Origin of the sequence: Prevotella sp. P4-98 (genome assembly GCF_002251405.1) — a bacterium.
GTDB lineage: Bacteria > Bacteroidota > Bacteroidia > Bacteroidales > Bacteroidaceae > Prevotella.
In genome coordinates, this window is sequence record NZ_NPJC01000058.1 from 174,206 (window position 1) to 187,550 (window position 13,345).

The 13,345-nt window shown below is 42.9% G+C and carries 11 protein-coding genes; 5 read left to right on the top strand and 6 right to left on the bottom strand.

What is annotated here, in order from left to right:
- The first annotated feature begins 174 nt into the window (after positions 1 to 174).
- Positions 175 to 1,335, top strand: a complete 1,161-nt coding sequence (locus tag CIK96_RS09260; protein ID WP_094440437.1) for a M14 family metallocarboxypeptidase — start codon at positions 175 to 177, stop codon at positions 1,333 to 1,335.
- Between the two features lie 27 nt (positions 1,336 to 1,362).
- Here CIK96_RS09260 and CIK96_RS09265 read toward each other — a convergent pair whose 3' ends face one another.
- The gene (locus CIK96_RS09265; protein ID WP_094440438.1) at positions 1,363 to 2,523 is read right to left on the bottom strand and encodes an MFS transporter; all 1,161 of its coding nucleotides are present in this window, start codon (positions 2,521 to 2,523) and stop codon (positions 1,363 to 1,365) included.
- A 111-nt stretch (positions 2,524 to 2,634) separates the two neighbouring features.
- On the opposite strand from CIK96_RS09265, the gene CIK96_RS09270 reads away from it, so the two are divergent.
- Entirely contained in the window at positions 2,635 to 3,567 is a 933-nt protein-coding gene (locus CIK96_RS09270; RefSeq protein WP_094440439.1) for an AraC family transcriptional regulator, read from the top strand.
- A 78-nt stretch (positions 3,568 to 3,645) separates the two neighbouring features.
- On the opposite strand, the gene CIK96_RS09275 is transcribed toward CIK96_RS09270, so the two are convergent.
- Entirely contained in the window at positions 3,646 to 4,080 is a 435-nt protein-coding gene (locus CIK96_RS09275; RefSeq protein WP_094440440.1) for a DUF4384 domain-containing protein, read from the bottom strand.
- Between the two features lie 277 nt (positions 4,081 to 4,357).
- Between CIK96_RS09275 and rd the strand changes: the two genes are divergently transcribed.
- Together rd and CIK96_RS09285 are read left to right on the top strand one after the other, a co-directional pair.
- Positions 4,358 to 4,519: a rubredoxin gene (rd, locus tag CIK96_RS09280; RefSeq protein WP_094440441.1), complete on the top strand. Its 162-nt coding sequence runs from the start codon at positions 4,358 to 4,360 to the stop codon at positions 4,517 to 4,519.
- A gap of 54 nt (positions 4,520 to 4,573) precedes the next feature.
- Positions 4,574 to 4,948 carry a desulfoferrodoxin gene (locus CIK96_RS09285; protein ID WP_094440442.1) on the top strand — a complete coding sequence of 125 codons (375 nt, stop codon included), beginning with the start codon at positions 4,574 to 4,576 and terminating at the stop codon, positions 4,946 to 4,948.
- 108 nt (positions 4,949 to 5,056) lie between these two features.
- Here the strand turns inward: CIK96_RS09285 and CIK96_RS09290 are convergent, their stop codons facing one another.
- The 3 genes from CIK96_RS09290 to CIK96_RS09300 form a co-directional block, all read right to left on the bottom strand.
- Positions 5,057 to 6,802: a sulfatase-like hydrolase/transferase gene (locus tag CIK96_RS09290; RefSeq protein ID WP_254047117.1), complete on the bottom strand. Its 1,746-nt coding sequence runs from the start codon at positions 6,800 to 6,802 to the stop codon at positions 5,057 to 5,059.
- A gap of 279 nt (positions 6,803 to 7,081) precedes the next feature.
- A complete protein-coding gene (locus CIK96_RS09295; RefSeq protein ID WP_094440443.1) occupies positions 7,082 to 8,140 on the bottom strand; it encodes a GNAT family N-acetyltransferase in 1,059 nt (352 codons plus the stop codon).
- Positions 8,141 to 8,493: 353 nt separating this feature from the next.
- Positions 8,494 to 9,378 (bottom strand): DUF4384 domain-containing protein, encoded by an 885-nt coding sequence (locus CIK96_RS09300; RefSeq protein WP_254047118.1) that lies wholly within the window; start codon positions 9,376 to 9,378, stop codon positions 8,494 to 8,496.
- A 1,684-nt stretch (positions 9,379 to 11,062) separates the two neighbouring features.
- Here CIK96_RS09300 and CIK96_RS09305 point away from each other — a divergent pair.
- Positions 11,063 to 11,770, top strand: a complete 708-nt coding sequence (locus tag CIK96_RS09305; RefSeq protein ID WP_254047119.1) for an SIMPL domain-containing protein — start codon at positions 11,063 to 11,065, stop codon at positions 11,768 to 11,770.
- A gap of 94 nt (positions 11,771 to 11,864) precedes the next feature.
- Here the strand turns inward: CIK96_RS09305 and CIK96_RS09310 are convergent, their stop codons facing one another.
- Positions 11,865 to 13,322 carry an NADH-quinone oxidoreductase subunit N gene (locus CIK96_RS09310; protein ID WP_094390702.1) on the bottom strand — a complete coding sequence of 486 codons (1,458 nt, stop codon included), beginning with the start codon at positions 13,320 to 13,322 and terminating at the stop codon, positions 11,865 to 11,867.
- Positions 13,323 to 13,345 lie beyond the last annotated feature (23 nt).

Sequence of the window (13,345 nt, forward strand, 5' to 3'; positions counted from 1 at the left end):
GGTCGTACAAATGGAACACTAATTACGTGGTCACATTTGCATGTTGAAATAGTAATCATCACCATAAAGATAAGACTTTAGCCTTGTACCACACATTTTTTGAGTATAATGTTCTTTGTTTCAGAGAAAAACGTGTAAATTTGTAGGCATGAATTAATAAAAAAAACTATCCTTATGAAACAAAGGTATTATAGATTTGGAATATTGACCTGTCTGCTGCTTTTCCTACTGACGGGCAATATAGTTGCGCAAACCAATGAAGAGAATCAACAGACCTACACCAAGCTGATGAAACAGAAAAATTATGGCGATGCTATCAGGCTGATGGATAAGGTTCTGAAGGACAAGGAAAGTAAAACTGCCGAGAACTACTACAAACGGGCTGCCGCATACGCTGCCATAGATACCGACCACCAACACTACACCTTCAGCGAAATGCTCACAGATCTCGATTCCATCGCCAAACGCTATCCCGACTTTGTGAGTTACGAACTTGACAGCGCCACAACCCTACTGGGACATCGGTTGCCTGTGGTCACACTCGGCAACCGTTCGGCTCGTCACCACATCATGGTACAAGCCACCATGCACGCTCGCGAATATATGGCAACACAACTCACCATGGCACTCCTCGAACATTATGCCCAGATGTGCTATCAAGACATTTGTGAATATAAAGGCCAACGCATCAGCAATCTGCTGCAACAGGTGTGTTTTGTCATCATCCCGATGGTCAATCCCGACGGAGTGGAGATTGCACAAAACGGCAGCAACGGTCAACTGACCGATGAAGTGAAACAATGGGTAAGGCAGACTGAAGACAACGGCACCTCGCATACAAAAATCAAAGCCAATGCCAACGGGGTGGATATAAACCGCAATTTCGGCAATGGCTTCAACAATCCGTTTACTTCAAGCCGTAAGACCCATCGCAGTTTCAATTTCTATTCGGGCTTGTTGCCCTACTCCGAGCCAGAGAGCCAACTGATGCTCCGTGTGTCGCAGCGCTATGACTATGACCTTTTTCTCAACTATCACACATCCGGAAACATCATCTATTACGGATGTCAGAATGCAAAAAAATACGTCAACAAGTTAGCCCACGACTATGCCAAACTCATCCATTGCCACACCAATTATCCACTCTATGGTCCAGATAGTGCTCCTGCCGGCGGCACATGGGCTGACGACGTAGAGATTATCTACCAATGTCCCAGCGTTACCGTAGAATTAGGAAGTACCAATCCCGTACCCATCTCGGAGTTTCCTACCATATTCGAAAAGCATAAAAATGTTTGGGCTGACCTCGCTATCGAAGTGCTGGACAACCCATAGCCTCTATACTTTTTAATGTATTTCCCGTCAAGAATGGGAAAGTGCAGTCTTGGTAGATTTTCTGTAAAGCAACATCAGACAGACAAAACCCAACAAACAGAAAGGAATACCGGCAAGTGCCGTATAACGCGGTGTGCAACCAAACGAGATGGGCAATCCGCCAACAAATGCACCAAGCGCATTACCAAGATTGAACGCCATCTGTACGCAGGCACCTCCCAGCATCTCACCACCTGGTGCATGACGCAGAATGAGGAATTGCTCAGGACCGCTTACGGCAAACAAACAGCCAGCCACTACCACCATAAGCACTACCGAGAGCCATCCATAATCGGCAAGGAAGAAAATCAATATCAGTCCGACAACGGCAAGAAGCTGTGTGGCTGGTGCAACACGATAGGCTGAATAGCGGTCGGAAAGCACTCCACTCAGTATGTTGCCGAGCACCATTCCTGCACCAGCGGCTATCATCAGCATCGGAACTTGAGTCAATGCAAATCCACTCTCTTGCGAGAGCAACGGAGAAATATAACTGTACCAACAGAACACGCCACCATTGCCAAGCAATGTTGCCGTAAGTATCAACCAAGGAGCACTGGTGCTAAGAAAGCGAAACTGCCCTTTGAAACCTGTCACTGGCAAGCGATCCATATTGGGCACCCAGCGCCAGATACTGCAAAGGACGAGCAAGGCACATATACTGGTAATGAGGAAAGGGAATCTCCAAGACCATGTGGAACAAAGCCAAGACGACACCGGAACACCCATCAGGTTTGCCACCGTCATTCCTGCTATCATGGTTGATACTGCCTTACCCTTCTTATCTTCGGGTGCAAGATGCACAGCCACGATAGACGCTACTCCGAAATAAGCACCATGGGGCAGTCCTGAAATGAATCTTGCCACCAGAAACAACCAGTAGTTGGGAGCAAGCACAGAGAGTACGGCACCCGCAAACATCACCAATGCCAAAAACAACAAGACACTCTTGGGCTTGAATCTATAGCCCACAATGAGTAGCGGTGCACCAACTGCCACACCTAAAGCGTATGCAGAAATCAGGTGTCCTGCCTGCGGAATACTAATCGACAAACTTGATGCTACTTCCGACAAGATAGCCATCATGACATATTCAGTAATACCTAATGCAAAAGTGCCAAGAGATAAGGCAAAGAGAGCTTTCTTCATTTGTGTTTTCAATTTTCGTGCAAAGATAGGGTAAGAAAGTAAGGTATAATTGGTAGATATTATCAAATAATTGTCTAATTTTGCACCAACAAGCATTATACCTGATCGATTATGAGGAAATATTCAAAGTCAAAGGATATGGTTACCGACGAGAAACAACCTGCATATGAGGTGCTCGACTACGACACAGAGGGAAAGTCGTTTCGCTATCTGCATCATGAGGTGCCGATAAGCGAAGAGATTGCCATCCACTTCCATCCTGAATTGGAAATCAACTGGATAGTGCGTGGCTATGGTATGCGCATTGTTGGCACCTGCCATGAGTTTTTCTCACAAGGTGAAATGGTATTCATGCCGGGCAGCATGCCCCATTGTTGGATATACGATCCTGAGTCGTGTGGCGATACAGGTCGCAAGGAGTCGCATGTGTGTCAGTTGTCTGCCAACATACTGTTGCATGCCTGCATCATATTTCCCGAACTGAAACCTGTAGTCAACTTTCTGCTTAGTCTGCGCCAAGCATATCTGATTACGGGCAGCAGCAAAGCTGTAGTCTGTCAGCAACTATTGGCGATGGAGCATGCTGATGATGCCATGAGGCTGTGTCATCTGTGGTCTGTCCTTACCTATATAAGTCATCACCCTGCCGATTTATTACCCATTGGTAAACCGGAAGACACCACGTTTGAAATGAATCAGAGTATTGAACAGATGCGCAAACTATTGGACTTTATATCGCTTCATTATAAAGAGGAAATCAGGCTCAATGATATTGCCCAGCATCTGAATCTCAGCACAGCGTCCTTCTGCCGATGTGTGAAGCAGGCCACTGGTCAAACATTCATTGCTTATCTCAACAGTTATCGGTTAAACAAGTTTTGCGAACTGTTACAATCTGACACAACACAGCGTATCAACGAATTGGCATGGGCATGTGGCTTCAGCGATATCCCCTATTTCAATCGGTTGTTTAAGAAAGTAAAAGGCATGACTCCATCCGCATGGATTGCAGAGAGTCGGAAATGTGTGGAAACAAAGTCGTAAGATTTGAGCGAGTCTGAGACGTCAGAATGAGACAAAACTGGCTGCTTCCAAATACTGTATGAAATATCTGCAAATTCGTCAAGGCTGCCCTTTAATAACGATATTCTTCACTTCCACTGCCATATCAAGGTCGTTGCGTCGGCAACGGGCAAGCCATTTCCTGAAGTTTTCTACTGTGGTTTCCCTGGGCATAAGTTCTGTTGTTGAACGGTCGATGGTCTTGGTCAGAGGATTGGGTGAGAAAATGATGTAGAGCTGATTATACTCTTTGCTTTCTTGACTGTTGAGTATGTATTCATCTACTAACGAAGCGATACTGCGGTCAGCATCCTTAGGTGAGAAAAGCACATAACGACGGTTTGCCTTTACTGGAAAATTGCCTGTCGTCTGTTGGCGATAAGGCAAGAGGCAATAGGCTTTCTGACTCTCATCGATGAGATAAACCAGACAATAAGCATCAGTGGGCGACTGGAAAGAGAACACCGTGTACATGATACTGACAGCCTTCTGCATGAATTTCTTCGACTTAAAAGAGCGTTTTCGTTAAGCCAAATATGCTGAGTTAAGCTTGTTTTCACTATGCCATGGCGAGAATAGATGCACTTAAACAAATGCGCATTTAACATCATTTGCAGAAAAAAACTTGGAAGCTATCCATATATTTTCTATATTTGCAAAATCTATCACTCGTTAAGCCGTAGAACATCATCCTTATAGATCATCAATTCGGCAAGCGACAGATAGTGAGAGTAATTAACCCTAAGAAATAACTTTTTAAAAACCAAGAAACATGAAGAAGTATGTATGTGATGTATGTGGATGGATTTACGACCCAGAAGTAGGTGATCCCGAAGGCGGTATTGCACCAGGAACAGCATTCGAAGACATTCCCGATGATTGGGTTTGCCCTCTTTGCGGAGTTGGCAAGGACGAGTTTAGTCCAGTAGACTAATCTACGTTCTCAGACTCTATATTCATTTAACTTTTAATATTAGGAGGAACTATTATGACAAAAATAAGACAAGTATATCGCTGCCCCATCTGCGGCAACGTAGTAGAAGTATTGCACTCTGGAGCTGTTCTGAGTTGCTGTGGACAACCCATGCAACTGATGGAAGAAAACGCTACCGACGGAGCCTACGAGAAACATGTACCTGTTATCGAGCCCATAGAGGGAGGTTTTCGTGTCAAGGTAGGAAGCGTGGAACACCCCATGATTCCCGAGCACTATATCGAATGGATTGAACTCCTCACTCCTACCGATGTGCTTCGTCATGAATTGAAACCAGGCGAGAAACCTGAAGCTATCTTCATGACTAATGCCACAGAGGTGACAGCACGCGAATATTGCAACCTACACGGACTGTGGAAAGGCGAATAATACATTTCTCACTCATTTATACAAACAAGGACAACGAGTACTAATGCTCATTGCCCTTGTTTTTTATTTATTCTGTTGACGAATGGCATACGACTACAGATATAGAAGCTACTTAAAGAAACGATTCAGTTGCTTCACAGCCTTATCAAATTGCTTGACAGGCAAAGTATAGTTCTTCACAGGATTCATCTTGCTATCGTATACATCAAGCGATCCCTGTGGAGTCTTTTCCAAAATACTATCTTTGTCGATAATGAAAGCATAATTCAGATTGCTACCTACTATCTGCCATAGACGGGGTGAACTATCAGTCATAAGCCTGCCCATAGAATAGTCGTCTTCAGGATTCTTCACGCCTAAATATTCCTTCATCAACGTAGGGACCACATCATAATGAGTCGTACGATGTGCATACTGATGTGGCTGTTGCCCTGGCACATGCCATATCATTGGAACTCCTATCTGATGAATAGAGAAATTACTATTGTGTCCCCAGTAATTGCGATGATTCTCATTAAACTCCTGACTATGATCGCCAGTGATCATAACCAAAGTATTCTCCAACAATCCTTGCTTCTTCAAAGTCTCAAACACTCTGCCTAAGAGTAAATCATCTTGGTAGCAAGTATTGCGATAAAGATTCCAAAAAGGAGTGGGATCCATATTGTTGTTCAGTTTCGTGTAGTCGGCAAAGGCCCATGCTGGCTGAAAACGCGTATTCTTATCGGCAGGTAACTCAAAACTATGAGGAAGGTCAAAGAAGAGGAACGAGAAGAAAGGCTTTTTCTTGTCCTTTCTACCTTCCACATCGGAAATAAAGAGATTGGTAATACGAGTATCTCGGTCCAAGGCTGTCTTACCCTCGGTCTCTGTTCGTATACCAGGTACACCACCAAAGATAACCCTGCCGAAAGGAGGGTCTGCCCATGTAGCACTGGGATAAGTATGAATATCATAACCTAAAGCCTGCAACCTCTGTATCAAGAGTGGTTGCACATGAGCAGGTTCAAAACTTTCCCAATAATAGCAAGACAAACCGAAGAAAAGGCTAAACACACCACTCCTCGTACCATTGCTTCCACTCGTATGATTAGTATACCATTGATTCTGTTTAGCAAACTGATAGGTATGAGGCATGCACTCAGGAGTCAGCGCCCTGCGATTCCATGAATCAATAAGAATAACTACAATATTGGGTAAAGAATCGGGCTTTTCCGCTTCTAATGGGTGTATGGGATATTGCAAGTCTGTACTATGTCTGCCCTGGGTATTCCCCATTCCTCTTGGTTGTTTGAATCCCCACTTGAGCAGTAAACCATTAGAAGTAGTAGGAAAATAATAAGGTAATAAGGTGGCACTCTTCATAACCGACTGATGCTGATAGAAGGCTGCATATACATGCCAAAGATGCGCATAAAGCATACTGCCTACAAAGATGCCTACCATCAGCCAAGCATAGGCTTTTCTTCTCCATAACCAAAAACGATGAGACAGATACCACACTCCCACTACGACAGCTGCGACAACAGCAAAGAGTCCTACTTCCTTAAGATAGAGCAAGATATCAAAATTGAATATCTCGCCTGCACCCTTGCCAAAAACCATACTCAACACAAAACCATTGATATGGAAATGATAGATGGAAAAAACCTGCGAGTTGAGGTAATTGAGCACACTGAGCAACACCACTCCAATTATCTGCACCACCAGAGCCGTCTTTCTGTATCGACACAACAGGAACAATAGACTTAAGAGATAAGACACCAATGCAAACTGCGAAGCATGACTCACGCAAGATGCAGCAAAGAAAACCCATCCCTCCAAATCCATATAGTCGAGAATGGAACTATCCACAATATAAAAGCCAAACTGAATGGCTATCAATATTGTAAAAATGCATAAAACAAAAAACCTTGTTTTATGCTCTTTATCAATTGATTTTTATAAGTCATATTTAGGTAAACCTTAATTCCGCAACACTATTATAAATTAAACTTTTTAAGTACCTGAACAACAAAAAGTTCTTAGACTAGCTATGCGGCAGAGCCGAGCGGTCCAGGATTTTGCCATGTCGAAGAATTCACTTATCTTAGTATTGCAAAAAGAAAACAAGCAAAAACTCCTTCTTTTTCTTTATATCCGCTTTTCTATGCGGCAAAGTGGTTCGTTTATGCCACCCATTTCCTTTTTATATCTTTCTTCGCCACGACACATGTCGAAGTCTACTATACCTTCGTTCATCCAAAGCTTTGTAGCCTCCAAAATAAGCAATATACCTGGCGAATAGCGACTAAAAGAGGTGTCGATAGCAAGACGTGGCATAAGTAGATTTTTGTTATGACGATATACAATCATAAATGCTGCAGGCTTTTTGTCTATTTCCAAAACATAAAGTTGAGCATCTTTTAGCTTTTTCAAGCTTGCTGTAGCGCAACCGTTTTTCACCTCGTAGACAGCCTTTAAGTAGGTGGTGATATTGCTGAAAGCATTATAGCTCTTGTGTCGCCAAGCCATCTTACGTTTGAAATAGAAATGCCAAAGATAGCGCAAATAGCTGTCGGAAGCCATATTGTCGTGGTTAAACACTTTTAGCTCCATTTTCTTACCATCTGTGGTAAGATGATTATACGACTTGCGAATATTCTTATATATATTTTTAGGTAGCGACGACACATATTCTTCGTGAGAAGCAAATTGTGTTAATGGTACATGAAAGCTTGTACGCTCGATAGTATTATTGTCGATTAGCTTCATTATTTTAGCAAAAGGAGTTTGACACGGCACATCAGCAAGGCTTAGCGTCATTCCCTTACATGAGGCTACTATATGGTCGGCAATAGCCTTCATTATCTCCTCGTTGCCTTCGTATGTATATGGGCAAACCATATTCAGCACACCTCCTACTCGGCATGATGGTATTCGTGCCTTTTTTGATGAGCGTGTAACAGCAAAAGGAATAATGGCGAAAGGTTTACCATCTACTGTTATTAAATCGTAGCGCATAATGGTAGTAAGTATTCCTAAACCATCTGTAGAATGGTGAGCAATGAAGTAATTCCATTCGTATGTCTGATAGTAGGTATAGTTGATGTATGCAGATGTTTTGTTTTCTGCTATCTTGTCGAGCACAAGCCATTGATTCTTAATGCTTTCTATCTTGCTATGTTGACTAATAGATATATTATTTTTCATAAGTCTTATACAATAGTTCGTTAAAATTTGAGTATATGGCTACGCAGCCTTAGGCTGCCAGCCAATGAGTTCTTAGACTAGCTAAGCGGCAGGGCCGAGCGTCCCAGGATTTTGCCATGTCAGAGGATTCACTTAATTTAGTGTTGCTGTAATAATCAAACAAAACCTCATCAGACATGACAAAAATACAAATAAAATCTGAGAAACTCACTCCTTTTGGAGAAATTTTTGCAATCATGGAGCAATTTAACCCAAATCGGTCTTTATAAAATTACAAGATGCTTGTTCTAATGATTTGGTTAAAACAAATGATATATATAACCACCAATAAGCCCAATTGGTATTGATTTTCTTCATTTTTCATGCCCTTTAATAACGATATTCTTCACTTCCACAGCCATATCAAGGTCGTTGCGTCGGCAACGGGCAAGCCATTTCCTAAAGTTTTCTACTGTGGTCTCTCTGGGCATGAGTTCTGTGGTTGAACGGTCGATGGTCTTGGTCAGAGGATTGGGTGAGAAAATGATGTAGAGCTGATTATACTCTTTGCTTTCTTGACTGTTGAGTGTGTATTCATCTACTAACGAAGCGATACTGCGGTCAGCATCCTTAGGTGAGAAAAGCACATAACGACGGTTTGCCTTTACTGGAAAATTGCCTGTCGTCTGTTGGCGATAAGGCAAGAGGCAATAGGCTTTCTGACTCTCATCGATGAGATAAACCAGACAATAACCATCAGTGGACGACCGGAAAGAGAGATAGAGTTGATCGTTGGTATTGAAGCGGTCGGTTTCAAACTTATCGTCGGTGCCATTACACAACACTTTTGCCATAAACTCTACCTTGGCTCTTTTTATTTCACGCGCCTTTCCCTTTACTTTTGCTGTGATGAGAAAACCATCATCTTGTGGTATTACGGTTATATCCGGTTTACCGACGGTCTCTATCCATTCGCCATTCACCTCGTATACTGCCACCTGTACAAACTTATCGATAGATTCACTACTGGTTTCTTTGGCAAACGACGAATTGGTCATCGATACGGTAGTTCCAAATTCGTCTGCCAATGCTTTGATTTTAGCTCTTTGCAAGGCATAGTCCTTGGCTTCGCGCAACGTGACATTTTGTGGTGCTGCGTATGTATATTCACCTGCTACGGTTTTCACCTTCTGCGCCATCAGCATGATGGGACAAAACAACATGGCAAAAAGCATCGTAAACTTCATTCTATTCATCATCTTTATAGATATCAAATTTGTAATGGTTAGCATACTTATTGTTTCACGCTGCAAATATAAGGACTATTTCCGGTTTTACAAAGTCTATTTTCACATTTTTATTGTAGCAGTACGAGGATGGCTCATTCATACTCAACATGAAACCCAGGCTCTATATACTAATGTACGCACGCGCACATACGCGCACGCGACTCGTCAACTTTTCGACCACCGACCACCAATTACGCATAACAACCTACCATATAGCATCTTACAACGGTGGTCAAAAGATATTCAAATGAGTGATCGACCACCAATCGACCACCCATCAATATCCATGGCTGCCTATACAGTCTCCCCTTCAACACCATTCTTTATTACTTGATAACAATAGGGATAGTACCTTCTATGACAGGCCATATTGTTCATTGTGTTTGTACAACATTACACAACATTTGGCCAAGCGTTGGAAAACACCCTTGCCAAACGTTAGAAAATACTTTTATCAACGTTGGAAAACACTTTTGTCAACGTTGGATAATACTTTTATCAAACGTTGGATAATACTTTTATCAAACATTGGATAATACTTTTATCAAACATTGGATAATACTTTTATCAAACGTTGGATAATACTTTTATCAAACGTTGGATAATACTTGAAAATAATATAGTAGTTTACACAACTGCTCGTTTTCCAGGTATTTGTGTCAACTGCAAGTGTTATTGCATCTATTTTTTTATTTGTGCCAACAGCTATGTTCTGTTCATAGACCTAATAACACTGCACTGGTTTTGTAAATGTTTAAGCCATACAACAAACGCCACCATGTAAAATTATAATATATTTTTGCCCTAAAATCCGTTATTATTAGCAAAATCTTAACAGTACACGTACATACTTGATAACTAAAGCGTTAGACGATATATAACGGCTTTTAACGTGAGAGGGGCGAGGCATAGAATTCAGAAAGATCTGTTAACAGAAGTTAAAATTTGAGAGAGCACTAAACTTAATGGAGAGAGATAGGTATTGTGATGTGTTTTATGTATATTAATAGGTTCGCGCGCGAGCTGTGTTATGGTAGGCGCACGTCAAAAATACCCCTTGTGGCCATTTCTGCAACTTCAACTTGTCAGTGTACCACCCGACGAGTTGATTCGCCACAGACGCCTTGCAAATACCTTAAAACGGGTATTATAATCACCAGATAGTATCGGCGATTTGATTATTGGCTGTTCGTCGCCACCTCGACCCATCTTCGTCGTATTCTCGTCGTCATTTCGCTGTTTTTTCGTTGTTTTCTCGTTCGTTTTTCGATTGGTTCTTTATCGGCAAACGAATGACGAGCGAGAGACGAACGAAAGACGAACGAGAACCGAGCGAAAAGGGAACGAGAAGCGATCGAGAACGGAACGAAAATGGACAGAAAAAAGATTAAAATTCAGTATGTTTTGTAAACAAGTATGCCTGCACATCCCATTCGTCTTGTTAAAAATGTTAGCATAATATATATAGACATGATAGTATGTTGGCTATTGTTTAGTGAAGAGGTATCATACGATTTGCTAAAAACTGAATGATATATATGTTTTCAGAGACGCAGAATGTAATAAATGTGAAAAGAAACAGAATAATCGCTATTTTTCTTTGTAATACGAAACAAAAAACGTAGATTTGCCAACGAATACTAATATTAAAACTATGATGAAACTCAACGACAAACAAACAGCTGCTGCCATTATCGCTGTAGGCATGGCATTCATGGGAATGGCCATCCGCAATGGCATTGTGACTTTTAAAGACCGCGACCGTACCGTGGCAGTCAAAGGATTGTGTGAACGCGAAGTGAAAGCTGATAAAGTGACATGGTCGCTGACCTATAAAGAGATTGGCAACGACCCTTCCACCATGTACGACCTGCTGGAACAGAAGAACCGCAAGGTGGTGGCTTTCCTCAAATCGGCAGGCATCAAAGATGATGAGATAAGCATCAATCCTGCAGAGATTGCCGACCGGCAAGCCGACAACTATGGCAACGAAATCATGAACTACCGCTATAAGGCGAAAAGTGTGATTACCGTCACGTCAAACAATATCGACCAAGTGAGACAACTGATGCGCCGACAGGCTGAACTGATGAAGCAAGGCATTGCAATCGTCAGCGAAGAGTATAGCAACAACGTCACTTATGAGTTTACAGGGCTAAACCGCATCAAACCAGAAATGGTGCAGGAGGCTACCAAAAACGCTCGTGCCACTGCTCAGAAATTTGCAGACGACTCCGGCAGTAAGTTGGGAGATATACGTAGTGCACAACAAGGACAATTCTCGATTGAGAACCGCGACAACAACACACCGTATATCAAACGTATCCGCGTGGTCAACACCATGGAATATGCCTTAGACTGATACAGAAGCAGTATAAAGCAAAACAGTAAAAAAAGTATCGTGCCCCTTCTGACCTACAGGTCAAAAGGGGCACGACTGTTATAGTACGACAACTTTATGCTGCAAAAGCAAAGAGTCCGTCGAAGATGCATGAGCATACACCGAAGAGCACAATACCAGCAATGGTGAGTACCAAAGCTACACGAGTAGCGCAATCGGTGGTAAAGGTAGGCAATGGATTCTCAGACTTGTTGATATACATAGCCTTCACGATGAGCAGGTAGTAGTAGAGTGACACTACCGTGTTGATCAAGGCGATGAATACCACAAAGTAAGCCAGGAACGATCCCTGCTGAGCGGCAGCCATGAAGACGAAGAACTTCGAGAACATACCGGCAAATGGAGGAATACCTGCCAATGAGAACAAGGCGAGCGTCATGAGGAATGCCAAGCGTGGGTTGGTCTGATACAGACCATTGTATGCCGACATGATGGTAGAGCCGTTGCCACGCTGTTCAACAGTATTGATGACAGCGAATACAGCCATATTTGCCACCACATATACCAATACGTAATACATCAGCGAAGCCATGCCCATCTGAGAAGCACCAATCACTGCCAACATAATGTAGCCTGCCTGTGAGATAGAACTGAATGCCATGAAGCGCTTGAGTTCTGACTGGCGGATAGCGAAGAGGTTGGCAATAGTGATGCTGAGCACGATAACGATATAGAGCAGATACTCCCAATACTCAGTAAGAGGAGCAAATGCACGCGAAAGTACTACCAACAGAGCGAAGGCAGCTGCACCTTTTGACACGACGCTGAGATAACCAGTAACGGCAGTAGGAGCACCCTGATAGGTATCAGCAGTCCAGAAGTGGAATGGAACAAGCGAGAGCTTGAAACCGAGTCCGCTGAAGAAGAACACCAAACCCACAATAGCCAAAAGCAAAGAGGGCTGATAGTGTGCTACGCTGAAAAGCATCTGGAAGCGTCCTGCAACATCATTGAAATAGAGCGTGCCTACTGTGCCATAAATCAAAGAGATGCCATAGAGCATGACACCACTTGAGAATGTGGCAGTGAGTACAAACTTAGCAGCAGCCTCAGCTGAGCGATTCTTATACTTATCGAATGCCACGAGACAAGCCATGGGCACTGAAGCCATTTCAAGTCCAAGGAAGAACAGCAGGAAATTGCCGCTCGACATCATGACATACATACCAAGCAGTGTGGAAAGTACCAATACATGGAACTCACCTGCAAGTTTCTCTGCATCGCGCTCAAGCCAAGACTGGGCTACAAGCACTACGAGAAGTGTACCGAGAGTGAGAATAATCTTCATCACCTGAGTAGCCTTGGTAGCTACATACAGTCCGCCAAAGGCTTCTGCAGGACCTACGAAAGCGCATGACACAATCTGTGCCACGAGCAATACGGTCATCAGCATGCCGAGCGTCTGCACCTTCTTCTTTCCCTTGCCAAGCATCAGGTCGGCAAAGAACATGATAACCAGAGCAAGCACGAGTGATGCTTCTGGTAGCATATGTAAGAATTGTCCGTAATTCATTGTTGTATCTTTTATTTAAGGGA

Excerpts from the sequence above, each read along its gene's own strand:
- CIK96_RS09260 (WP_094440437.1), top strand. The coding sequence starts at position 175 with ATGAAACAAAGGTATTATAGATTTGGAATATTGACCTGTCTGCTGCTT.
- CIK96_RS09265 (WP_094440438.1), bottom strand. The coding sequence starts at position 2,523 with ATGAAGAAAGCTCTCTTTGCCTTATCTCTTGGCACTTTTGCATTAGGT.
- CIK96_RS09270 (WP_094440439.1), top strand. The coding sequence starts at position 2,635 with ATGAGGAAATATTCAAAGTCAAAGGATATGGTTACCGACGAGAAACAA.
- CIK96_RS09275 (WP_094440440.1), bottom strand. The coding sequence starts at position 4,080 with ATGCAGAAGGCTGTCAGTATCATGTACACGGTGTTCTCTTTCCAGTCG.
- rd (WP_094440441.1), top strand. The coding sequence starts at position 4,358 with ATGAAGAAGTATGTATGTGATGTATGTGGATGGATTTACGACCCAGAA.
- CIK96_RS09285 (WP_094440442.1), top strand. The coding sequence starts at position 4,574 with ATGACAAAAATAAGACAAGTATATCGCTGCCCCATCTGCGGCAACGTA.
- CIK96_RS09295 (WP_094440443.1), bottom strand. The coding sequence starts at position 8,140 with ATGAAAAATAATATATCTATTAGTCAACATAGCAAGATAGAAAGCATT.
- CIK96_RS09300 (WP_254047118.1), bottom strand. The coding sequence starts at position 9,378 with ATGATGAATAGAATGAAGTTTACGATGCTTTTTGCCATGTTGTTTTGT.
- CIK96_RS09305 (WP_254047119.1), top strand. The coding sequence starts at position 11,063 with ATGATGAAACTCAACGACAAACAAACAGCTGCTGCCATTATCGCTGTA.
- CIK96_RS09310 (WP_094390702.1), bottom strand. The coding sequence starts at position 13,322 with ATGAATTACGGACAATTCTTACATATGCTACCAGAAGCATCACTCGTG.